At 48.2% G+C, this 24,355-nt stretch carries 19 protein-coding genes and 1 riboswitch; of the genes, 7 read left to right on the top strand and 12 right to left on the bottom strand.

Annotation, left to right across the window (positions count from 1 at the left end; genetic code table 11):
• Positions 1 to 4 precede the first annotated feature (4 nt).
• From BVG16_RS24510 to BVG16_RS24500, 3 genes are read right to left on the bottom strand one after another with little or no spacing between them, the layout of a single operon-like run.
• On the bottom strand, positions 5 to 2,206 hold the full coding sequence (locus tag BVG16_RS24510; RefSeq protein ID WP_078501833.1) for a DEAD/DEAH box helicase: 2,202 nt from the start codon (positions 2,204 to 2,206) through the stop codon (positions 5 to 7).
• A complete protein-coding gene (locus BVG16_RS24505) occupies positions 2,203 to 3,525 on the bottom strand; it encodes an ATP-binding protein (RefSeq protein ID WP_078501832.1) in 1,323 nt (440 codons plus the stop codon). Before BVG16_RS24505 ends, BVG16_RS24510 begins: the two co-directional genes overlap by 4 nt.
• A 6-nt stretch (positions 3,526 to 3,531) precedes the next feature.
• Complete coding sequence (locus BVG16_RS24500) at positions 3,532 to 5,016, bottom strand: TerB N-terminal domain-containing protein (RefSeq protein WP_078501831.1); 1,485 nt, start codon at positions 5,014 to 5,016, stop codon at positions 3,532 to 3,534.
• A 248-nt stretch (positions 5,017 to 5,264) separates the two neighbouring features.
• On the opposite strand from BVG16_RS24500, the gene BVG16_RS24495 reads away from it, so the two are divergent.
• From BVG16_RS24495 to queE, 4 genes are all read left to right on the top strand, one after another.
• On the top strand, positions 5,265 to 6,212 hold the full coding sequence (locus BVG16_RS24495; protein WP_078501830.1) for an L-lactate dehydrogenase: 948 nt from the start codon (positions 5,265 to 5,267) through the stop codon (positions 6,210 to 6,212).
• A gap of 115 nt (positions 6,213 to 6,327) precedes the next feature.
• A riboswitch (PreQ1 riboswitch) is annotated at positions 6,328 to 6,371 on the top strand.
• Between the two features lie 93 nt (positions 6,372 to 6,464).
• Positions 6,465 to 7,133, top strand: a complete 669-nt coding sequence (gene queC / locus BVG16_RS24490) for a 7-cyano-7-deazaguanine synthase QueC (protein WP_078501829.1) — start codon at positions 6,465 to 6,467, stop codon at positions 7,131 to 7,133.
• The gene (gene queD / locus BVG16_RS24485; RefSeq protein WP_078501828.1) at positions 7,130 to 7,624 is read left to right on the top strand and encodes a 6-carboxytetrahydropterin synthase QueD; all 495 of its coding nucleotides are present in this window, start codon (positions 7,130 to 7,132) and stop codon (positions 7,622 to 7,624) included. Before queC ends, queD begins: the two co-directional genes overlap by 4 nt.
• Positions 7,614 to 8,360 carry a 7-carboxy-7-deazaguanine synthase QueE gene (queE, locus tag BVG16_RS24480; RefSeq protein WP_078501827.1) on the top strand — a complete coding sequence of 249 codons (747 nt, stop codon included), beginning with the start codon at positions 7,614 to 7,616 and terminating at the stop codon, positions 8,358 to 8,360. The genes queD and queE overlap by 11 nt, the downstream gene beginning before the upstream one ends.
• Before the next feature lie 734 nt (positions 8,361 to 9,094).
• On the opposite strand, the gene BVG16_RS24475 is transcribed toward queE, so the two are convergent.
• On the bottom strand, positions 9,095 to 9,550 hold the full coding sequence (locus BVG16_RS24475; protein WP_078501826.1) for a V4R domain-containing protein: 456 nt from the start codon (positions 9,548 to 9,550) through the stop codon (positions 9,095 to 9,097).
• A 168-nt stretch (positions 9,551 to 9,718) separates the two neighbouring features.
• On the opposite strand from BVG16_RS24475, the gene ilvB reads away from it, so the two are divergent.
• Together ilvB and BVG16_RS24465 are read left to right on the top strand one after the other, a co-directional pair.
• A complete protein-coding gene (gene ilvB, locus BVG16_RS24470) occupies positions 9,719 to 11,398 on the top strand; it encodes a biosynthetic-type acetolactate synthase large subunit (protein ID WP_078501825.1) in 1,680 nt (559 codons plus the stop codon).
• Between the two features lie 43 nt (positions 11,399 to 11,441).
• Entirely contained in the window at positions 11,442 to 11,984 is a 543-nt protein-coding gene (locus BVG16_RS24465) for a flavin reductase family protein (RefSeq protein WP_078501824.1), read from the top strand.
• A gap of 313 nt (positions 11,985 to 12,297) precedes the next feature.
• On the opposite strand, the gene BVG16_RS24460 is transcribed toward BVG16_RS24465, so the two are convergent.
• From BVG16_RS24460 to BVG16_RS24440, 5 genes are all read right to left on the bottom strand, one after another.
• Complete coding sequence (locus BVG16_RS24460; RefSeq protein ID WP_078501823.1) at positions 12,298 to 12,663, bottom strand: DUF488 domain-containing protein; 366 nt, start codon at positions 12,661 to 12,663, stop codon at positions 12,298 to 12,300.
• 1 nt (position 12,664) lies between these two features.
• Positions 12,665 to 14,020, bottom strand: a complete 1,356-nt coding sequence (locus BVG16_RS24455; protein ID WP_078501822.1) for a dipeptidase — start codon at positions 14,018 to 14,020, stop codon at positions 12,665 to 12,667.
• A 169-nt stretch (positions 14,021 to 14,189) separates the two neighbouring features.
• Positions 14,190 to 14,552 carry a hypothetical protein gene (locus BVG16_RS24450; protein WP_078501821.1) on the bottom strand — a complete coding sequence of 121 codons (363 nt, stop codon included), beginning with the start codon at positions 14,550 to 14,552 and terminating at the stop codon, positions 14,190 to 14,192.
• Between the two features lie 81 nt (positions 14,553 to 14,633).
• On the bottom strand, positions 14,634 to 15,674 hold the full coding sequence (locus tag BVG16_RS24445) for a matrixin family metalloprotease (protein ID WP_078501820.1): 1,041 nt from the start codon (positions 15,672 to 15,674) through the stop codon (positions 14,634 to 14,636).
• Positions 15,675 to 15,857: 183 nt separating this feature from the next.
• On the bottom strand, positions 15,858 to 19,328 hold the full coding sequence (locus BVG16_RS24440) for an S-layer homology domain-containing protein (protein ID WP_144027480.1): 3,471 nt from the start codon (positions 19,326 to 19,328) through the stop codon (positions 15,858 to 15,860).
• A 250-nt stretch (positions 19,329 to 19,578) separates the two neighbouring features.
• Here BVG16_RS24440 and BVG16_RS24435 point away from each other — a divergent pair, with 250 nt between their 5' ends.
• Positions 19,579 to 20,415 (top strand): hypothetical protein, encoded by an 837-nt coding sequence (locus BVG16_RS24435; RefSeq protein ID WP_078501819.1) that lies wholly within the window; start codon positions 19,579 to 19,581, stop codon positions 20,413 to 20,415.
• A 59-nt stretch (positions 20,416 to 20,474) separates the two neighbouring features.
• On the opposite strand, the gene BVG16_RS24430 is transcribed toward BVG16_RS24435, so the two are convergent.
• The 3 genes from BVG16_RS24430 to BVG16_RS24420 form a co-directional block, all read right to left on the bottom strand.
• The gene (locus BVG16_RS24430) at positions 20,475 to 21,614 is read right to left on the bottom strand and encodes a GNAT family N-acetyltransferase (protein ID WP_078501818.1); all 1,140 of its coding nucleotides are present in this window, start codon (positions 21,612 to 21,614) and stop codon (positions 20,475 to 20,477) included.
• A gap of 91 nt (positions 21,615 to 21,705) precedes the next feature.
• Positions 21,706 to 22,023: a cupin domain-containing protein gene (locus BVG16_RS24425; protein WP_078501817.1), complete on the bottom strand. Its 318-nt coding sequence runs from the start codon at positions 22,021 to 22,023 to the stop codon at positions 21,706 to 21,708.
• 16 nt (positions 22,024 to 22,039) lie between these two features.
• The gene (locus BVG16_RS24420; RefSeq protein WP_078501816.1) at positions 22,040 to 24,355 is read right to left on the bottom strand and encodes a DUF4962 domain-containing protein; all 2,316 of its coding nucleotides are present in this window, start codon (positions 24,353 to 24,355) and stop codon (positions 22,040 to 22,042) included.

Below are 24,355 nucleotides of genomic sequence, written 5' to 3'. Positions count from 1 at the left end.
GGGATTAACCTTGGGCCGCTTCTTTATGTTCCAGGAACAATTCCTTCACAGACTCGATATCAAGTCCATCCTCCGCAAAAGCTCGACGAATTAAATCGGGTACAATAAATTCATCGTATTTCCCCAAATAAGGTGCCTCATCCGGCGTTAGCAAGGATATGGGATCTTCGCAAGCCATCGATTCTAGGCGAATCTGCTCCATCAATGTCTCCGCATCGACCTTCCCTGCAACCACCATATAATAGGGCTCCATCGGTACGACCGAACGCAGATAGAGTCTCTCGCTTAGCTTATTCTTGATCAATAGCTCCAGCGTTCGGAATTGCTTCGAACCTACCCAGGGCAGAATGAAGAAGGAATCGCCGCCAGCGGGAATGATCATCTGCTTCAGCAACCCGCTTTCCCTTGCCAATCGGCGCGCACGTTCCAAGCGATTCACCGCATTGGCTGCTAGATAGGGATAGATCGTATATTCCTCAAGAATCTCTCGCATTTTCTTCACGACCATCGTATGCACATCGCCGCCTGAACCAAGCCATAACGTATCCACTTTGCCTAAGGCTGGCTTCACGTATACTGCCTTATGCTTCGTATCGACCTCTACCACTTTCCACAACAACCCAGCCAAGGAGAAGCAATACCCCGGCGGCGGTACCGTCGTGATCGAGCCAATTTCCTCCGAGCCGTTATACACAACATGTTCTTCATCATCCTTGAATACGGCGTAGAAACGGAAGTTATTCACGACCTTCTCTCCGGCCAACCCAATGATCAGGGACCCTTCTTCGGTTCGTTCGATATGATCCGTCTGGATGAGATAATTCAGGAACTGCTTGAACTCCTCCGGCTCCATTTGGCGGAATGGTGGTAACGTCAATACCGTACGAGCCAACTCAACCGGCTCCGCTTCCCCCATGGCCTTCAAGGTACTCATCGTCTGGTGATAGAGCACACCGATTGGCTTCTTACGCAGGCTTAACGGCTCGACCCATTTGTCTCGAACATAAAGCTCGATGATGGCTATTGCGCGGAGCAGCATCCATGGCATGCGGGCTGGCAATTGTGCTTCTTCATCCTCTTCTTCCGAACAGACGAACATCATTTCCGAAGGAGTATCGTCTCGCCGACCCGAACGCCCTAATCGTTGAACGAAGCTTGAACAGCTGTGCGGGGCACCTAGTTGAACAACCCTCTCCAGCTCACCCAAATCAATACCCAGTTCCAGCGTTACGGTAGCTGCTGTAACCGCAGGACCATGGCCGGTCCGCAGTGCAGCCTCAGCCTCTTCTCGCAGCATGGCCGAGATGCTGCCGTGATGGACGTAGAAGACGTCCCGTTCTTGACGCCGTGCGGCGACGCGCCGAAGCTCCAGTGTCGTTAGTTCCGCATCAGATCGGCTATTCGTGAATACCAACGCTTTCTTCAGTCGCGTATGATCATATACAAAATCATAATATGCTTTCTGCGCATTGGCTAAGTGTTCACTCTGTTCCTCTGTTCGTGCGCTAGGAAATGAGAAATGCTCGACATTCAGCCGCAGCTTGCGTCCGCCTTGAGGCGCCACCACTTCAACCGAGTCTAGGGATCCAGCGCCAAGATAATCGGATGCTGTAGCGTAATCGCTTAACGTTGCAGAAAGTCCGATCCGTCGCGGTCGGCAGCCTGCCATTCGCTCGATTCGAGCGATCTGGCTCAGAACCTGTAATCCGCGATCCGCCCCCATAAAGGCATGAATTTCGTCGATAATAACATATCTCAGATCTTGAAATAGCGCCGGGATCGCATTCGGTTTATTCATAAGTAAGCCTTCCAACGATTCCGGCGTGATTTGTAATACCCCCGAAGGGTTTTTCACCAGCTTCGTCTTCTCCGATTGCGGAACATCCCCATGCCAATGCCAGACCGGAATATGAGCTTCACGCAACAAATCATTCAACCGTTCAAATTGATCATTAATCAGGGCCTTTAACGGTCCAATGTACAAGATGCCGACGGATTTAGAAGGTTGATGGTGAAGTTCTGTCAGCGCTGGGAAAAAAGCAGCTTCCGTCTTCCCGGACGCCGTTCCCGATGCGATCAGCAAATGGTTGGGCGTATCGAAAAGAATCCGACATGCTTCCACCTGAGCTTCGCGAAGCTTGTCCCATTTTCTTTTATAGATAAATTCTTGAATAAACGGCGCTAGTCGATAGAACGGATGGCTCATAGCTCAAACTCCGCAAGGAAGTCACCCAGTTCGTCATCGGGATTCGACGCCGCGGGCTGAACGACGCGCTCGCCAAGAAGAGTATCAAAGTCCGTTCCCGGGTGTTGGTGCAGGGTATGCATCATATCCATGAAATCACGGATAATCTCGCGGGTCGTAAGTAGCTCGTCCGCTCCAAGCATCCCCACGGCTTTCTGCAAGAAAGCAACCAGCTGCGTATCCGTGAGCGTTGCTTCATACCCGTAATGCAATGCGTGAATTAGCCTCAATCGCTGCAAGAGGACTAGAATTTCTTCGTACGATAGCATATCCAGCTTGATAATCGGTCCATTGTAATTCCGTAAGGCTTCTACGTAATATCGTCCTGTCACCAGTCTGGATCGCAATGCTTCATAGCTGAACAAACCTCTTCGTTCATCTTCCACAAATTGCGGCGTTCCGCCCATGAAGATGCCGAGATATTCCGCTTTCCCTTGCATCGTGTCATTGAACATCGTCAACAGCTTCTCATAATTGCTCTGCCGTGAGATGCTATTTGTAATTTTATAGAGATTGACGCCTTCGTCGATGAAGAGCAATAACCCTTTGTACCCAATCTTAGCTGCGAACTCCGCCCATAACTTCATATATTCATACCAGTTATCATCATCTACGATCACGCCGACATGCAAGTCTTTCTTCGCTTCTGTCTTCGTCGGATATTCGCCTCGCAGCCAGCGTAAAGCGGACTGCTTTAATTCGTCATCCGCTAGCTTATAACCGTTCCAATACGCCGCTAGAATTTTCGCAAAATCAAACCCGTGCACCATGTTCTGCATTTCGTTCGTCACGGCGACAATCCTTTGTTCAACCTCCAGATGAAGCGCAGGATCCGTTGGGCTAAGTCCCAACTCCGTCATCGCAGCTTGTTGAAGGGCGGCAATCCAACGCTGCAGCATGGTCTCTAATGCGCCCCCATCCGGACGGGTACGGGTTGAGAGATTCATCATTAACTCCCGGTATGTTGCGAGTCCTTGTCCTTTCGTGCCGACGAGCCGCCGCTCTGGTGACAAATCACCATCGGCAACGATAAACCCGCGGTCCATCGCATAATTGCGAATCATCTGGAGCAGGAAGCTCTTCCCGCTTCCGTAACGGCCTGCAATAATTTTAAAAGCAGCCCCGCCTTCCGCAATGTTATCCAAATCGGATAATATCGCTTCAATTTCTTGCTTCCGGCCAACGGCAACATGCTCAAGTCCAATACGCGGCACGACACCTGCCGTTAACGAGTTCACCAATGCGGTGGTAATGCGTTTGGGGATTTTCAACTCAGTCATAGGGAATCACCTCAACATCTGTTCTATAAGGGGGATATATTCTTCAACAATCGTCTCGCCATCAATCAGCAAATCACCGATGACTTCCATCGCAACATCATTAATATGGTCGAGGAGCAGCTCTGGCATCGTCCCCTGCGCATTCGCCAAGGCCATCACTTCCGAATAACCTGATCCTTCGACTAACGCGGCTAAGGCCTTAAGGTGCAAGGATTCTAGCTGTGCAGCCAGCTGTGCCCACTCTCCTTGCGGCTCCTCGTTATTCACGGCCACAGGTTCGTCATCTGCGACTTGCTCGACTTGCTCCACCACTGCATCATGAGGCATTAGTTCCTCTTCGAGAAGCAAAGCTTCCTCCACGGTTAATAGCTCACGGACGATATCGGAGTCTTGTTGCAGCTGTGTCAGTCGATCTGGATCGATCACGACCGCTTCACGTGCACGCTGCATAGCAGCCGTCTTATGGTATTCCCGTTCAATAAACCGCTGTATTAAAGACTCCATCTCCGCTTCCACCTGGATCGATCTTAATTTGCCTTTGAAGCCATGCAATCCGCGGAGGATGTTCTCGCTTAGACGAATCAGCTGAGTCATTAATTCCCTCAACGGCTTATATTCGCTGACTCGGACAGCACTAACCGATATCGTCCTGCCATAAAGCGATGTATCGTATACGCTGCTGCCGAACAAATATCGTTCCCGCCGCTCCGCTTCTCCGGGATGGAACATCTCGATGAGTCGCTTGCCATGTTTCTTGGAGACATAGCCATCCACGAGAGAGACGACTCTCGGAACATAGAGCGGAAGCAACTCCTTCCCGCCTGCCTCATAGAACTTACTTTGCTGCACATTGTAATTCGACAGTTTCTCTAGCATGTCCCAGGTCAATTCAACAGGCATGGCTGTGAAGCCCCGCATCAGCTCAAGATCCAATAATTCTCCGACGAGCCCATGCGGTGATACTTCCATAATTTCTTGAAAGGAAATATCAAGCTGATGGACCAAGACGAAATCCGACACCCAGTCCACCATATAGAAATTGAGTTTTGCATACGTATTTTGATACGCTGTCCACAAATCCATAAGATAACGGTAACCTTGCATGGGCTCTTGCCATCCGACGCCTTGAAGCAATTCATAGGTATGCAAGAAGATATACGACAAATCCGTCTCGGGATATCGTCCACTCCGAACTTCCGTGCGCCAGTAGAAATACCAGAATTCCTGCTGGGCATTCATGTTGCTGTATGTTGGCCAATACGTCATGAACGGTACAAAAGACGCATAGGTCTCTGTACGGTGCTCCAACTCCCGGGCCTGCATCAAGAAGCGCTGCTCTGCCGTGCTAACTTTCGTGATCAGCTTCATCTCTACCGTAGGAATCGATTTCTCATGTGCCTGCACATCATCACGAGAAGGGATCACCATCCCTTGCTCTTCCCCACGATCTAGTTCAACTTCCGTAAATTTAACCTCTTTATGATTAGTCATCGAATAACCTCTTCGAAAAAAATACGAACTATAGTTCTATTATAACATTACAATACCTATTTAAAGCGACAATTTGGTGGAAATCAACCAAAATGAAGAAGAACGACATCCTATGCTCGTACATCTTACATATCCTGATACCCTCAAGTATTTCTTTTCGAAGAAATGTAATCTTCCCTCTCTTCGCCGTCACATCTCTTAGGCGATTCAACATATACTAAATTATATGAACAAGAGGAGCTGAAATCATGCGGAGCAATGCGAGGAAAGTAGCGATTGTCGGAGTCGGTTCAGTCGGTTCAAGCTGTGCGTATTCGTTGATGAATCAATCGGTCTGCGATGAAATCATGCTCATCGGCCGGACACCTGACCGGGCTTACGCGCAAGCATTAGATCTTTCGCATGGGATGGATTTTGTACATGCACGTACGAAGGTGTATACGGGAACCTACGAGCAATGCAGCGATATGGATATCATTATTTTATGTGCGGGAGCTTATCCGAAGGAGAGTCATAATCGATTGGACGAATTAAGCTCTGCGGTAAGCATCTATGAGGAAATGATCGGTAAAATCATGAAAAGCGGCTTTCGCGGTGTATTCCTGACCGCATCCAATCCCGTCGATGTCGTCACCTACATGGTATGGCAAATCTCAGGTCTGCCAAGACATCAAGTGATTGGTACCGGGACTTCCATAGATTCTGCCCGGCTCAAAACATTGCTGTCCGAATATATCCCTGTAGATCCCCGAAGTATTCAAGGCTATGTCCTCGGCGAACATGGTGAATCTCAGTTCCCGGCTTGGTCGCATGTGACGGTCGGCGGCAAGCCCCTCCTCGATATTTTGACGCAGCATCCGGAGCGGTTCCAACATTTGAACCTGGATCGTGTGGCGCAGCAAACGAAAAATGCAGGATGGGAAATCTTCCAGCGAAAAGGTTCGACACACTATGGCATCGGTAACGCCTTAGCCTATATTACCCGTTCGATTCTGAACGATGATCATCGTATTATTGCCGTCTCCGCCATTCTAGATCAGGAATATGGGCAGCAGAGGATGTGTGCAGGAGTCCCCGCCATCATCACGAGACAAGGCATTCAAGAAATTGTCGAATTGAAACTCACGGCACAAGAGCAGGAGCAATTCGATTATTCTTGTTCGGTCATCGGGACAGCCATTCGTCAGCTTGCCTAGCTCGTGATTCCTTCCATGCTTTTACGTCATAGATTCGACAACTGCTCCCCTTTTCACGCGAATCAAGTGTGTTATAATAAACGGGATCTACAACATAGAAGACCATGCTAATGGCATGGGAGAGGTTCGCGAACTCCCTCTATAAAAAACTAATGGCGCCCGGCGTCTCTTGCGCAAGGGCTTGTTTTTTGCGGTGAAAGTTCAAGAAACTCTCCATCTTCGATAAATCTTAGAAGATTGAGAGGTTTTTTTATGCTTAAAAATGAAAAAGCAGTCGTCGTGTTCAGTGGAGGTCAAGACAGTACGACCTGTCTATTCTGGGCATTACAGCAATTCCGCGAGGTGGAAGCCGTCACCTTCGACTATGGACAACGGCATCGGCTGGAAATTGACTGTGCCAAAGACATTGCCGCCGAACTAAAAGTCCAACTTACTGTCCTGGACATGAGCTTGCTTGGTCAATTAACCCAAAATGCGCTGACGCGCAGCGATATTCCGATTGTTCATGAAGAAGGAGAACTTCCAAGCACATTCGTGGAAGGGCGCAATCACTTGTTCTTAAGCTTCGCGGCCGTTCTGGCCAAAGGTGTCTCCGCTCGACATCTTGTCACTGGCGTGTGTGAGACAGACTTCAGCGGTTATCCCGATTGCCGAGATTCCTTCGTGAAATCACTGAACGTCACCTTGAATCTAGCCATGGACTACAATTTCGTCATCCATACACCGCTCATGTGGATCGACAAAGCAGAAACATGGAAATTAGCCGATGAACTAGGCGCTTTCGAGTTTGTACGGGAACGCACACTGACCTGCTATAACGGCGTGATTGGCGACGGATGTGGCGAATGTCCAGCCTGCAAGCTTCGAAGAGCTGGGATGGAGAGCTATCTTCAGTCGCGTCAGGAGGCGCTGCAGCCATGAATCGAACGCCAGGTCCTTTCCGCATCGTAGAACACCTTCAGAAATTCGGGGACGATATCACCAAGGAACAGTTGAGATATCATAACCGTCGTGTGCTCGTTAGCAAAGAATTCACGTTCGACGCGGCGCATCATTTGCATGCCTATGAAGGGAAATGCAAAAATCTGCACGGTCACACGTATAAAGTTGTCTTCGGAATTAGCGGATTGCCTGATCAGATCGGAATCACCGTTGATTTTGGTACGATTAAAGAAATTTGGAAGCATGAAATTGAAATCTTCCTTGACCATCGTTATTTAAATGAGACGCTGCCTCCGATGAATACGACGGCCGAAAATATGGTCGTATGGCTCTTCGAAAAGATGGAGCTCGCGCTTCAGTCGGCGCCTTATCAATCGACCTTGATTGAAGCACGGACAGAATTTGTACGACTTTATGAGACAGGAACCAGCTACGCTGAAGTTCGACGGGAGTGGATGTATGATGCGTGATGCATCTCAGCGGGAGATTCCCGTCCTCGAAATCTTCGGTCCGACCGTCCAGGGCGAAGGCATGGTCATCGGTCAGAAGACCATGTTCGTTCGTACCGCAGGGTGCGATTACCACTGCGACTGGTGCGACTCGGCCTTTACCTGGGATGGCAGCGGCAAAGATGCCATCCGCCACATGCATGCAGATGAGATCTGGAATGAGCTGCACGATATCGGAGGGAACCGATTCTCGCATGTCACGCTATCCGGAGGCAACCCAGCTCTCCTCCCTTCCCTAGGCCAGCTTGTTGACCTGCTCCATCGCCAAGGAATGACCCTTGCGGTTGAAACCCAAGGCTCGCGTTGGCAAGATTGGCTTGCGCGGGTCGAACAGGTCACGCTCTCACCCAAGCCTCCTAGCTCTGGGATGTCAACGGATTGGAGCAGGCTGGACGACATCGTAGAGAAACTATCGAAACGACCTGTAGAATATGCGATGAGCCTAAAGGTCGTTATTTTTGATCTGACAGACTTAAATTATGCGAAGGAAGTGCATAGCCGCTACCCCCGCATTCCACTATACCTTCAGGTTGGCAATCCCGATGTTCAGCGGATGGATATCGCGAATCATGCCAGCGACTTACTCTTACGTTACGAACAACTCATTGAGCTGGTGATGGCGTCATCCGAATTAAAGGACGTACGCGTCCTCCCCCAGCTTCACAGTCTGGTATGGGGCAACAAACGAGGGGTATAGACCCCTCTCAGCGTGTCAATAAAGTCCAGAGGACTTTTCGGTACCATATTTTTGGGTTAGATCTCGTTTCGTAGAAGAAAAATCAATTTAAAACGATCTATAACAATGATGAAGGTGAATGAAATTAGCTATGTTGTTTAAAATCCTCCAGTACAGGTGGGGAAAAAGTGTTTGTGGTGGTGCTATATTGGATAAATCCACTAACTTCGCCGTTTTCAGTACGATTTCGCACTCTATACTGGATAAATCCAATAGAATGTGCTGAAAATGCCTCTAAAATGCTGATTTCCCCCCTCTATATTGGAAACGTCCAGTATAGGTGTGCGTTTTAGTGCTGGTAGTGAAACTATGTTGGATAAATCCAGGATAGGTCCGCGAAAAAGGACTGATGGTGTAGCTTTGTTGGAAAATCCATTTTATGTACGCGAATTCGTGTTGGTGGCAAAGCTATATTAGATTATCCTATAACTTTAACGGATTGGCATATATTTAAGCGTCGATATTTCCGATAAAAAAGGATGAAAACCGCAATGGTTCACAATTCGTGGCTCTCATAGGATATGTCCTGTACCGCCACCGAATATTCTTTTTCGAATACAAAAACAAAGAAGCCTCCTCACGAGTTCATCGTGGGAGGCTTCGATTTCGTCAAGCTATTCAAGCGAAACGACCCTTATGGGTTCTTAGGTATTCGAGAGAAACAACCCTTATGGTTTCTTATGTATGGGAAAACCTTACCGCATATAACGAACCTCATATTCACAATGTTCATCCCCGCTTACATTGCACTTCACTTCTCGTACAGCTACCTTATCTTTGGATATTTTATGAAGAGCCCCTTCTAATATGGCCCCTTCCAAATCGCAGACCATCTTCCCTTCCATCACGGGAAGCCCCTTGCAGAAACACTCCTCAACAACGATCCGAAGCTTATGCTCATCCTGATATACAATTTTCGGAATCCCAATCTGCAGCTCTTCGAACAGTGCCAAGATATCCTCTAATGTGGATACGGGCAGCGACTCTCCGATTTTGCGGCCGATGGTGACGGTCGTTCCCTTACCGCCCATAGGCAGTGCTTGATGCAAGCCGATCAACCGAATGGTTCGGAACAGCTCCAATGGCACCTGGTTCCCCAGCTTCTCCCGACCGATTAACTTCATGTCCTCGTAAGTAAATGCTTCTTTCATGCCCACTGCGCCTCTTTTCGTTACTATATTGGATAATGGCTACAGTCTAACATATCACGATAACAAGAGAGTGATCTTGCACACATTTTATGAATAACAGTGATTGCAATCACTATGTCCTTATCATTCCTAGGGTATGCTTTCATATAAAATTGGAGGTGTAGCCCATTGACAGGTGCAGAATTACTCATTGAACTATTACTTGAACACGATGTTGATACGATTTTTGGTTATCCTGGCGGTGCTGTGCTTCCCATTTATGACGCACTGTACGATAGCCCGTCGATCCGGCATGTCCTTGTCAGACATGAACAAGCTGCCGTTCACGCTGCAGACGGATATGCACGCGTATCAGGTAAACCGGGAGTTTCGCTTGTTACCAGCGGGCCAGGTGCGACGAATGCCATAACAGGGATCGCCAATGCCTATATGGATTCCGTGCCTATGGTTGTTCTAACAGGCCAAGTGCCAACACAAATGATCGGCCTGGACAGCTTTCAGGAGGTCGATATCTTCGGCATGACCATGTCGATTACCAAGCATAATTTCATGGTTCTGAATATCGATGACTTACCGCGAATTATCAGCAGTGCCTTCCATATCGCCATGACTGGACGTCCGGGGCCTGTTCTCGTTGATCTCCCGAAGGACGTCATGACTGCTCAAACGGGGTATACATATGCCCCAACGAGATCACTCCTCACTCCTCAACTGTTGAAAAAATATTCCTGCCACACAGATATTCCCGTAGAACAATTGAAGCTGATATCTGACAAATTGACGATGGCGAAGCGCCCGGTCGTTGTGATCGGTGGTGGATGCATGGCAGGTGAAACTCCGAAATTATTGCTGCAGCTTATGAACAGAGCCCAACTGCCTGTCGTATCAACACTTATGGGACTTGGCGCATTCCCGTCACAACATCCACTTCATCTAGGCATGCTGGGGATGCATGGTACCGTCGCCGCTAACCGGGCCGTTCAACAGGCAGACGTGCTGCTATGCCTCGGGGTCCGCTTTAGCGACAGAGTAGCCGGAAACCGGCAGGCTTTCTCCTCCCGCTCTTATAAGATTCAAGTGGACATCGAAGAAGCGGAATTGAATAAAAACATCGATATTGACCTTGCGGTGCATGGAACGACAGAAGCTGTACTCAAAGGGCTTTTAGAACACAATTTGTCAGGATCATGGAAGGATTGGAATAACGAGATCTCCCACTTGTCCAAACGGGTTCCTGCCCTGCCGGCAGTAGAGAACAGCAGGCTCCAGCCGCAAGATGTGATTCGATTCATCCATAAGCAATGCGCGGAGAACGCCATTATCGCCACAGATGTGGGCCAACATCAAATCTGGACCGCGCATAACTATCCTTTCTCACAACCACGTACCTTTGTTACTTCAGGCGGTCTGGGTACAATGGGCTTCGGTCTACCGGCTGCGATCGGAGCTGCGATTGCTTGTCCCGGCCGTGAAGTTGTATGTATTAGCGGGGATGGAAGTATACAAATGAATATTCAAGAATTGATGACCGCAGTTGATCAGAATCTGAACATTAAAATCGTCATATTAACCAATGGATATTTAGGGATGGTTAGGCAATGGCAGCAGTTATTCCACAACAAGCGATATTCGTCTGTTAAAATTTCATCGCCTGCGTTCCCGGAATTGGCGAGGACCTTTGGAGCTTCCGGCTACCACGCGGATAACCTGTCGGAAGCGGAACAAGTGATTGCTCAAGCATGGAAAAAGGAGGGTGTTGTCGTCATGGAGTTTGATATTGCGGAAGAGATGAATGTGTATCCGATCATTCCGCCTGGGGCAAGCCCGTCTGAGGTCATTGAGGACTAAATTGCTATAGGTTTTATTTTCATTTTTCAGGAGGATTTGTGTAATGGAAAAGACTAAAGTTAACTATGAAAAAATGTATTATGGCTTCCCAGTCATTCTTATTAGCTTCTATGACAGAAACGGAGTACCCCATGTAACTACGATATCATCTTCATATACGCTAAAAAATATGGTTGTTCTCGGCTTCAACACCAAAGGGTTTGCAGTTAATGAAATCAAGCATGTAAAAGATTTTGTGATTAATATACCCGATCGTTCCCTTGTACAGGAAATCGATTTCTGCGGATCCAAATCCGGTTATGAATGCAGCAAGTTTGAGGGGGTTAAGCTGACACCGGTGAAATCGTTGCTGGTCAATGCCCCCGTCATTCAGGAATGCCCGATAACTATTGAATGTACGCTGACGGATGTGATAGAGCGAGATTTATATCAGGGGATTACCAATGTATTAGCTGCTGTCCAAGGAAGATATGTTGCCAACGAATATTTGGATCAAGAAGGCAGATTGCAACCTTCCATGCTCAATAACATTCTGTATATAGGAGATGGCGTGAAACGCGGATATAGATATATGGAAGAGTGTTAAGCATACATACTTGATACAAGAAAAACCTGGCCGATGGCCAGGTCCTTGCTTATACCCATACGTTTCCCGCATGGGGGAGGGATGGGTATGGGGTTCCAACCGCTGTTGAAATCGTGTTGTTTGAATTTATTTATGCGGTAATAACACGATTTCAAAGGCGGACGCTTTCGCTTTTCCACCCCATACCCATTCCCTTTTCTGTTCTACTTTGTACGGTCTTCTACTTCTTTTTTTCCTAACCGATCGCTGAGCAATGTGCACAAAAAAGGACTGCCCCTAACCTTCGTAAGGTTAAAGGACAGCCCATGTTCGGTTAGCGGGAAATCAACCACCGATACAACACGTTAGCATGATTATGAACAGAATCTTTGGCGGCGTAAACCAGCGTAACCGCCCTATCAAGCGATAGTTCACATATTTGATCGGCGAGCGTACTCTTGTTGGAGTCTTCCTCTAGTTCACGAATATAGCATTCGCTAAAAGTCTCGAACCGGTCCGGCTGGTGGCAGAACCACTTGCGCAGCTCGGGGCTTGGAGCGATCTCTTTCATCCACTCGTCGATGGCGGCTTGCTGTTTAGATACCCCACGCGGCCACAATCTGTCGATCAGAATGCGGTAACCGTCTTCGGGTGTAGGCGGTTCATAAATACGCATCAATCGAATATTGGAACGGGACATGTTATACCGTCTTCAAAAACTCGACAATCGTCAATAAACCTTTATCAAAGTTCTCCAAATTAAAGTGCTCATCCGGTGCATGCAGGTTCTCGTCCGGTAGACCGAAGCCCATCATGACGACGGGTGCGCCAAGTACACGCGAGAAGGTTTCCACGATCGGAATCGAACCGCCGTCTTTCGTGAACAGGGCACGTGTTCCATACACGCTTGCATACGCGTCAGCTGCCACTTGAAGCACACGATCCGTTGGATCGATATTGAATGCACGGGCCTTTTCGCCATCCGTGATTTTCAAGGTTGCTCCGGTTGGTACATGGCTGTTCAAATGTACTTTAATTTTATCCAAAATGTCTTGCGGATCTTGATCGCCAACCAATCGGCAAGTAATCTTCGCAAGCGCTTCCTTCGGAATGACCGTCTTCGTGCCTTCGCCTTGGAATCCGCCGTATACCCCGTTCAATTCAAGCGTTGGGCGAGCTCCTGTACGTTCCACGAACGAATAACCTTCTTCACCGTATAAAGTCTCAAGACCCAGCTTATTCGTCAAAGCTTGCTCATCCATGTTCTGCTTCGCAAATTCCTCACGCATCATCGATGACAGCTCAGGTACGCCTTGGTAGAAGCCTTCTACAGCCACACGTCCTTGCTTGTCATGAAGCGTAGCCAACAATTCGACGATTGCATGCAGTGCATTCGGTACACCGCCGCCGAACGTTCCGGAATGTAGATCCGTATTGGCCGTATTGATCTCAATTTCAAGCGAGCATAGACCGCGAAGACCTGTACTGATTGCCGGTTTCCCTGGCTCTAATAATGAGGTATCCGAGATGATGATCGCATCTGTCGCCAGCTTATCCTTATTCGCATCCAAGAATGGCGGAAGGCTTGCACTGGAAATTTCCTCTTCCCCTTCGATACAGAATTTAATGTTCACGGGAAGCTCTTTCTCTTCTCTAAGAATCGCTTCGACGGCTTTGACATGTAGGAACAATTGTCCTTTATCGTCTGTCGCGCCGCGGGCATAAAGTTTACCCTCCCGAATGTCCGGCTCGAACGGCGGTGTGGTCCATAGGTTCAACGGGTCGACCGGCTGTACGTCATAATGCCCATAGACCAGAATCGTCGGTTTCCCTGGCGCATGCAAATAATCTGCCGTAATAATCGGATGCCCGTTCGTCTGATGAACTTCCACATGCTCAAGCCCTGCGCTTTTCAGCTTCTCTTCCAACCAAGACGCTGCTTTATTCACATCTGCTTTGTGCGCGGACAAGGCAGAAATACTAGGAATGGATAACCATTCTTTCAATTCGTTCAAATGCTGTTCTCTGTTATTTTGGAAAAAAGTCTCATAACTCATCGGTGGTAAATGCCTCCTCTATATATGTATAACGCTATTGTACACTTTTTTTGAGGAATTACGAAAAAATACAACAAACACCCCGTCAGTAACCAAAGGATCGTATATCCTTCTTGCTGGCAACTGACAGGGTGCGCATGCTTATATCCAATTTGTATATTTGTGACGATTAATTCGCAACGGCCTTCACGTACGTGCCGGCATCCTCTTGAATGGCAATCGCCTCACTTGTATCGATGTCTAGAATTTTATATAACTTCGTTCCCGCCGGATAAGACGTCGAGAAGTTGTCTGGCGTCTCTCGTTCTTCATTCATCGATTGATATTCGATTTCGCCGATTTCAAGTTCAATATCCGTTACATTTTCAGTCGTTATTCGATAGATGTGATGATTCCATTTGATGAGCGGGAACGGGATCGAATGAGCTGTTTTTTGTTCAGATATGAGTGGTGTCGCTGTTGTTGAATCGCTTTTCGTATTCGAACAAGCGCAACATATCACGACTAGAATTAGAATCATCAGCTTTCGCATGAAACATCACCTCTATTTTCCAAACGTAATTCATGTTCGCAATGTTTCAAGGTTCGAGCGATATCTTACGATTCATCTCTATTATGGAAGAAGAGATTCGTTCAACGCCTGCTGACTTGAAATATTATGAAAGCTTCCTCCCGTGCTTACGTATACACCATCGTCACCATTGATCGGACGGTAGGTATTCTCATCCACTTGGCGCAAAAATAATAATACAACCTGCTCATTCTGGAGCAGCGTAGAACTGTCTGAAATTGCCTTCATATTCCCGAAAGTTCCTCCCATTTGGGATACAACAATCCGATCACCCGGCTGTGTCAAATCGCCTTTCACGACATCGAGAATGTCTACATTCGTCTCGGTCACATACGTGCTAATATCATTAATTTGAAAAGGCGTCATGTTGCGATCGGACACTTTCGCATAGACAACAAGATCAGCCGCTTCTCTCAATTCTTGTTCATTGGCGTAATAGACAGCCCATGACGGATGCATATACACAATGTTTGGGTCCGTCGTCAACTCCGACTCGCTCGGATCGGTCTGCTCATTCTTGAGCAAGGCTGGATAGAGACCATTTACGACGGAAATATCCGATGAAGATGGGGATAGAGACCTTGCCAACGTACCGTTACTATTGAACGTATACGGGTGCATAATAGAACTCGTTTCGACTACGGATGTATGATTCAGTCCCAATGAATGTCCTACTTCATGACCGGTGACCCCGGCTTTGATGCTGCTCGTATATTTGCTCTGCGCGGTATAATATGTATTCAGATTTAAGGTTGCTTGCGTGATTTTACCGTTCAGTACATTATATGTCGTCAGACCATCCCAATCGACCTTCGAATTATTCACATCGACCGTATAATAGGTAGAATTCACCCCGATGGCAGTCGAAATATTGTAATTCGTAGCATTCTTCCATTTGGATGCCCCGCTTTGCCAAGCCGAGATATCTGCACCCGTGGAAATATACATCGTCTGCGTACGGCTAGACCATTTACCGAACGACGTTGTCGCCGCAAATACCGGCGTACTGGTCACGAATAGCGATATACTAGTAACCACAACCACAGCGGCAATCCCGAAGAAATTCTTATTCTTCCAATCCATTTCATCATCCTCCTACGTTTTGAAGTACAATCTATCATTCTACAATTTCTTCCATAAATCCTCTTTTGTTGTAAAAATATTACTATATTTGATAGGCATGGCTTATTCTTATTTAGGCGCGACAAAAAAGCTGACACGCCTGTGGTTGATACCACGGTGCCAGCCTTTTCATTATTTTCCATTCTACCTATTCAACGCATCCAACAACTTATTCATCATCACCGCAGCTTCTGCTCTAGTCGCATGGCTATTAGCGCGGAAGCTCTGATCCTCGTAACCTTGGATAATTCCCGATTGGACGAGGGAATTCACCGATGCATGCGTCCAGCTTGGAATTTGCGATACGTCTTTGAATTGGCTTGTCGCATCGCCAGCCGACTGCGAATCTAAATGCAATGCTTGGTTCAGCATCACCGCGATCTCCGCTCTTGTAATCACTTGATCCGGCTTAAAGCTGACTTGCCCATTCTCCTTGTACCCGCTAATCCACCCTGCTTCCACAAGGGCAGCGATATCTGACTTCGCCCAGGTTGGAATTTCGTCCGTATCGTTAAATACTAGAGCATTTCCACTGGCTTGAAGCCCAAGGGCTTTTGCAAAAATGCTTGCAAACTGCGCTCTCGTCACTTGGTCGTTCGGATGGAACAAATGATCTTCGTAACCACGGATCGCTTGCATTCCCGTGAGACGATCGATAGACGTTTTCGCCCAATGTCCATTCATATCCGCGAATACAATCGGTTCATAACCGAATACGGCAAAGGTCTCTAGCTTCTTCCGATCCACAGTAATCGTACCATCCGCGTTCAGGGATCCTCCGACATATATCCAGCTATGAATCGCTGCATTGTAATAATACACAGCCGGTTTCTGTCCCGTTGCAAGCTTATCCGCATCATAATGTAGCGTTAATGTCATTGGTTTAGATAAGGTTGGGTTCGACGTGCTTGTCAACGCAATTATTGGGCTCAAGACGGTTTGTGCTCCTGTCGATGGCGCTTGTTCTTCATTCAGAACAGCAATATTCATCTTGCCGTCTGCTGTAACCGCTCCTTGTGGAATCACCCACTGTACGACATTCGGGATACTGCCTTTTGCACCTACGGCAGCAGATACATCCACTTGCGCAGATGGCAATGGCTGCGTTACTTCCGGTGTCGGCGCTGTTGGGATCGTGCCTCCAGTGCTTGAACCATCACCTGTCGGCGGTTTCGTGCCGCCTGTTTGGGATACAACATGAATCGTACGTTGCACCTCTACAGCCTGATTTCCAGCGGCATCCGCTGCATGATAATGCAAAACATAAGTGCCGGCTACAGACGTATTCACATCGCCCGTTACCGTGACTTCTCCAGGAACGCCTACCGCATCCGTCACCTTAGCACCTGGCTCGCGATACGTGTCCCCTACCGTAAGCGTCATGGAAGGAGATCCTACGAGGCTAATGACGGGCAATGTTTTATCTATTTTCACCACAAGCGGCAATACCGTCTGATTACCCAAATCGTCCGTTGCCCGGAATAGAAGCGAATGCTCCCCTTCTTGTGCAAACTCGAGTGCTTCATGACTTGCATACGGCTGATAATTTTCTCCGCCGTCCAAAGACAGCTCAATCACAGCAGATGTACTTGGAGCATACACGTCTGCGTACACGCTTGCTGTCACGGTTTGATTCGTCCATGAACTGTTCGGATATGGCAATCCGTCAGCGGTCATCATGGCATTACGTAACTGCACCGTTGAAGGATCAACCCCTTGTACCAATGCAAAAAAAGTCTTGGTTCGTTTCGCCTCTCCGCGCATGATCGTAGCTGTAAGAGTCACCAAGCTATTATTCGCAGGCTGCGCAACCCATTTTCCGTCGTTCGTGATGATTGTTGGTTCTGAACTTGTCCAGTCAATACGCGTTCCACGCTCACCGATGATCGGCAATGAGATGTCGGCAGTCACGTTGCTTAAATCGCCTAAATCCAGAGCTTGAAGCGTATCTTGAACAGCTTGCTCATCGTCAGGGGCTACCGTAACAAATACTGGATTTGAATAGAACCACAAATCATGATAGTTGCGATCGTTAATGGCATTAAAACGCGTGTTATCATCCGCTTGATTCGTGATCGGGTCAAGCAGCGGATTGCCGTCTTGCGTCTCCCCTTCCACGTTCATGCCTAAGTTCGTGCCGCGCAAGCGGAAATACTGATTTTTATCAACGGATTTGAGATCATATTGAATGACGTTATAGCCTTCGCTATCTACCGTCCAATCCTTGCTTGTAAAGGTTGCAATCACCTTGGTGGAATCGTTCGTATCTTTATTGTACGCCTCGGTTCCAGGCTCCGCCTTTTCCGAAACATCCCCTGCAATCAAATCCACGTGATCGACCTGAGGCGCTGCGTTCGCAGAAGTGCCGCTGTCCACGGGGGACTCATAGTTGTTCTTCGCTGGACTCTTGAAGCGAATGGTAAGCTGAAGATCATCCCCTTCGGTTACTTTCAAATCGCCGCCCATGTCTTCCTTCACACCGTTACTCGCTACGTTGAAATCCAAGGCATTAATCAAATCGCCATAGACGGAGAACGATTTACCGGAACGCATGCCATTCAAGATGGATTGCATATCTCGGCCTTCGGTCCACGTATAGTTCTTGGAATATTCACCTGGCCAGTATCCGCTTGAATATGGACCTCTTATTTTGAAGTGAAAATCTGAATTCGCAAAGTTCCAGAACCGACGGCCATCGCCTAACAAGGCATCCCATACACCGCCAACTTTGGCAACCATGTAGTCTGTCCCACCATAGGATCTGTTTTTGTAATTCGTGTTCTCTGTAGGGTTGGCAGTGTTATATGCGGTATTATAGCCGCCGCGATCAGGTTCCATCTGTCCGCCGATCATGCCTTCCATCCCGAATACGATGTCTGGCGCTGCATTATTTAAGTCGCGGATGTCCGCAATCGTGTATTTGCCTACGATCCGCGAAGGATGATTCAGTATCATATAACTTGTCTCGGCATATCTGTCTTTGAGCCATTGCACCGCAGTCAATGCGTCCGCATGCGTTGTATAAGCACGCTTTCCCTGTTGATCCCACACCGCAACGTCTGCCGGATCGAACCAAGTTTTGTCCCGATTCGTGAACAAATATTCGAATTGATTCGCTGCTTTTAGCGTTGCTTCTGAGTTCGGTTCATTACCCAAGATACCAACGGACACGTGTTCATGTGAAGGCATGTCCCATTCAAAGCCGGAGAAAATCGTCTTTCCCGCATATTTCCCTTGGGCTTGTAATTGTTTAATTTTCGGAACTTCATATTCCATGGCGCCCTTGGAGAAAGGAATCGGTCCTCCTGGAATGTCTGCTCCCGTATCGTCTCGCTTGGAAGATCTCAAGTGGTTCGCCGTTGCGATCCAATCAAATCCGTATGTATCAAACGCATGGTCCAATGCATCCTCTAATGAAATTTGCGCATCATCCGATTCAAAGGTATGGACATGAAATTCTCCGGACATCCATTGTCCTGTTGCATTCGACCGAGGTGATTGGGTCGGAACTTCTGTTGCTTTCGCACTAACGGAAGCCATAGGAATCGCTGATCCGAAGAAACTCATCGATAAAGGAATCGTCAATAATAGTCGTGCCCATTTGTTCTTTAACACGTGTGTCTGCACCGCCTTGTATGAAGTATGTTGGATCTACAGTGGATAGATATTTCTGACTACACCGTAACTATATTAAAGTTGCATAAGCCATGTATATAGATTTACAAACTCTCAATATTATCGATACAAAACCTTTACAATCGAAATAAATTTGCCTATAAATATATTTTCCGCTTGCTAATTTTATCCATAATAAGGTATATTCGCTATGCATTTCTAATTCTTACGAACCCAAAGGAGTTTTTCCATGAAAAAAATTCTAGCTATGGCGATGAGTATCCTTATCGCTGGAAGTATGCTCTTCCTCTCGCCTACTACGCCTGCGCAGGCAGGTGCTAAACCGGCAGCCACCGACCAATTGCAAGGCTCGAAGCTAACCTTCGGGTATGTCGACTCGTCCGGCCAACAGCTTCTCGGGTTCGACACCAAGAATCCCAAGCGTTATATCAAGGCTATTTATGCGCCCGGTTTACGTACGCTCATTCATTATGAGAAACATCAGAAGGGCTCGGAATCATCGACCGGTAGACAAACCGCCTACAATTTCGATCAAGACAATGGAGAACGGTATCGACTTCCCGCGGGCAAAATGCCGAGCAACGCAAGTATCGTGCTGGCGGAGAAGGATACCTTCACAGGTCATCAATTTCTAACGTACACAGCGCTGACGAAAGGCGCCTTCTCTTCCTCCACCGTCCGTTCGATCGAGAAGATAAAACAGCGCAAAATAGCCAAGCAATCGCTGATCGGCCAGGTTTCTTCCGACATCCAAATCGGACTCGTGCAATTCACGCAGACGGGGAAGCAGTTGCCGTTGGCTAGTCTTGTACTGACCACCCCAACAGGTCTCGTCATACATGACTTCGTCGGCCACAAGGATAAGAGCTCCACATGGCGTGTGGATGATGGCGGAGAAATCGACGCTTCGATGTTCAACGTGCTATTCGTCACAAAATCCAAAAGCGGTTATTCCCTCGGATTGGAATGGATCGGATATGAGGGGTATGCACTGAAAATATTGCAGCAGGAGAAAAATCATTTCCGGATGGTACTGGAAGGAAGCCGGTATACCGCGCCATTATAAGGTTTTGTTGGATAAAAAAAAGCCGTTAAACCTCTTTGGGTTTAACGGCTTTTGCCAGTTTAGATGAAATGGAGTCCTCCCGCATACGGCAACGGGATGGGGAATAACGCACGGTATTCGGAGTGTTCAAGAATCTCTTCGGAAAGCTTCGGCTCCGCATTGAACAAGAGCGAAATCAACGCCTGCGAATCAAGACGAAGGAGCTTCCCGTTCATTAGCACGTCAGCTGCCCCTGCTTGCCCGTCAACATTCCGAATATGTACTTGCCGGGCTGCAGCATCATCCTTCGCTAGTAGATACGGGGTGAGCTGTTCCCACAGGCGCGCTGGATTGACGATTTTAATCGTCCCTTCATTCTGACTCTCGGTAGATGGAACTTCCCGCAAGACCTCAAACAAATCGGTCTCATGCCAAGATACATGCATGCGAAGCGTCGATAACTTATGGCGATGGAAAGCGATTGCCAATCCTTGAACCATCGCGTTCACCGTTCCCCCATACTCGATAACAAATGGATTCTCCTTGGAACCAAGCTCCGATGGCACACCCAAGATAAAGTAGGCAACGGGTTGACGCTCCGATTCGACGATATAAACCTTCTGCTCCAGCAAGCTTAGGCTTGCTAACGCTGATGCGCGAACCAGAACCGATGTCTCGTACAAACTGCGCTGATATCGCACCTCGTTGCTGTCGGACCATGCCTGCAATCGGAACCGATCGCTCTCCGCCGCCTCACGAATCGTGATCCGGGCATCCTCACACGTCAGAGATTGCATCACTTCCGGCGTAAACGCATAGCTGCGGAACGAACCGAAATGCGCACATCCATTGCGTATGTACAAGCTCCGATCGCCAGATACATACAGGAGCGATCCCCCGGAAGCTTCGATATGTTCGAACACGCGTTGCAACAGTGCGCCTGCATATCCCTTGCCTTGGTGATCCGGATGCGTGCAGACCGACCCAATAGAGAAGAGCGGCAAGGTTGCACTCCCTACCTGGATAAGACTTGGTACGACGCCTATGAACGACACCAGCTTACCCTCTGCATAATAACCGACAGAACATTCATAATGACCTGAGAAAATGGCAGGAAACTCTTCGGCCATGGAAGGCTGTCCCTCTTTACGGAAGATAGAATCGGCAAGCACGGCAGCTTCCTCGATATGTTCACGGTCCACAAAACGAATTTCTCCCAATCAAATTCCACCTTTCTATTCCGATTTGCACTTCCTTATATAACCAAAAAAACTCTCCATACTAATGTATCATAGTAGGAGAGTTTTTTATTTAGTATTTAATTAAATCCGCCCGAAGCGGTGTAAAACAATCCAGCAGCGCGGATGGCTCCAAAGCCCTTGCCCCATGCTTCGCACCCATCGGGATGACGATATGCTCCCCTGCGGCAATGATGCTCTTGTGCCCGTTGATCGTAAACTCGATTTGACCTTTCAAGCAATATGACATTTGCTCATGAGGATGCGCATGCTCATACCCTTCCGCACCTTCTTCGAAATGTACTTCCATCATCATTAGCGACGCACCTGGCGTCATAATCTTGCGGGTTACGCCCGGCTCCGCAGGTTCCCAGACTCCGATATTGCTCATGCGATCAATTCCTCCTCTAAAAAGCCTTGGCAATTTCAATTTTCTGTGTCTGTCCGTTATCCGTAAAATATAAATTATAGCTAAACCCTTGATCATCCATAAAATAAGATACGTATTTCCCGCGCTCTGTATGTCGTTTTGGAAGAAGCAGCGTTGCGATCCGATGGGAAGAAGCGACGGGAGCCGTTGCTGTCAAATGCCAATGCTTATCCAGTCCCCGAATCTCATCCGGGTCTACGCCTTCGAATTCATTCGTCTGCATCAGCGCCAGATCGCCTGATGAACTGAAGATAAAACGTCCCTCCATCCCTGCATGCTCGCCGTTTACATGGAAGGATTGCCCCTTCAATTCCATCTCATGCAGCGTATGGAACAGCCACTGCACTTGGCCTGGCTGCTCTAAATCAACCGCATCAACGATGACGAAATACGAATTCTGTACAAAATAAATCTCGCGTGTATAACGCTTCAAATACGGTACGAATTCGCGATATGCCGGCGTCGGATTCATACGCACATACGAATATTGACGGTGCTGCTGAACCTCCTCGACTTCGCCCTTCGCTGCGATGTTCAGCACCTTGTTCATCTCTGCGAACTGTCCTTTGCCATCGATCAGGATCGCATTCTTGGACTTGGTCTGTCTGCGCCAGTTCACGTGCATCGTACTATTGAACGCAATGTAATAGCCGCTCTCGATCGCCAGCGGCTCCCCGAATGCATGGAGCATGAACGCTCCTTGATCCCCGTGGCTATGACTGACAGATCCGTACTTGCTGCACTTCGTTAGCAGCGAAATCTGTTCCTGCGGATCATACATGCGGTGGTGCATCGCCACCCAACCGATATCCCGGAACCATTTGACAGGTGAGATTCCCGTAGGCTCTACTGCTGTCACTAGCGGATAATTATGGCGATAAAGCAGCTCATCAAAGGTGAAATCCCACCATCCGTAATTGTAGAACATGCTGTCGGCTTCCGGATGCTTATCCTTCAATTGCTCGTAGTACCACTGATACCAGCCGTTACCTGTTACACCCGCGAATTGCCGAATGTTATACCCCACCTTCTTGATGATCTCGTCCCCAAGGGAAGAATTATCCCCAAACGTGGTTCGGGTCGAGGTGGTTGGACTGTAGCAGTAGAGCGGGAAGTCTCCCGTATGTTGGAAGAAGGGTCGCACGAACACATTCAAATGAGCGAACTTGTTCAATAAATCCAACGCTTCCGTCAAATAAGCCATTCCAGTCGTCCAGTAGTGAGGACCTTCAGCCCAACCTCCGTCTTCCCCGCCCCAAGGCGAAAACAGGGTGTAATAATACTCCACGGTATAATCCAGCCAAGCTCTAGCTCTTGGCTCTTCATCAAATAACGCGATGCAGCAAGGCACAAGCACCGAAGACAAGGAGCGAACGGCATGGCTATCGAAAGGAACATGATGAATTTTCGAGCGTTCCATCACATGCATAGCTACCTGCTCTGTTCTTCGAAACAGCTTCCTGCGTACGTCAGCTCGTTCATCGGCCGTCAGCTCGTCATGGAGCCAATCATACCCCCAAGCGAGCGCACTAGCGATTCGGAACGCGGCTTCATCGTTATAATCCCGGCTTGTTGTTCCTTCCGTATCCCATGAAGCCGCATGCATCAACCATTCCTTCGCTCTCGCAAGCAAAGCAGGATCCTGCAGTACGGTCCCGGCAATACTCAAATGTCGAATGGCGTAGAACACTTCCTGACAATGAATGTAGCTCTCGCGCCATAAGGAAGCCTTGCGCTGATTATTGGGATAAGGTGCAGGCTCAGGGATGAGTTCACGTGTTACCCATGGGATGACAGAGCGTTCATAGAAAGCTCCCCATCCGGTTGCTTCAGGGTCCGCTTGAATCTTCCCGCGGAATGCTGCAAGTTCATCCGGCTGCAACCAGATGCGCGGATGTCCATCCTGCACCTTCTCATATCGTTCTGCCCTCGTTGCAAGCGGGGTTCGCGGCAGTCCTTCCGGAACATGGAACTCGCGGATATGGCTCCATTCCGATTGCTTCATGTCTGCCCGCTCTCCATCCACCAAGGCATATCGCCAGTAGTACGTGCCCGTAGCTAGCGGTTGATCCGGAGTAAAGAAGTTATAAGGAATGGGACCGAACCGATGCGTCTCCTCTGCTCGAAACTCCTTCGTTATAGATACTTCCAGCATGTACCTGTCTTCCTCCAACCGTGCAGGAATCCAGGTGAACCGCGGAGGATTCTCGATCCATTTCGTAGACTCACAGGGCTCATACTGAACGGTTAAATCGCCGCTTAAAGGTTGATACAATGCGTTCAATGTATTCAT

The sequence above is a fragment of the Paenibacillus selenitireducens genome (assembly GCF_002021565.1).
Classification (GTDB): Bacteria; Bacillota; Bacilli; order Paenibacillales; family Paenibacillaceae; genus Paenibacillus_K; species Paenibacillus_K selenitireducens.
This window is presented reverse-complemented; position numbering and strand designations above follow the sequence as displayed.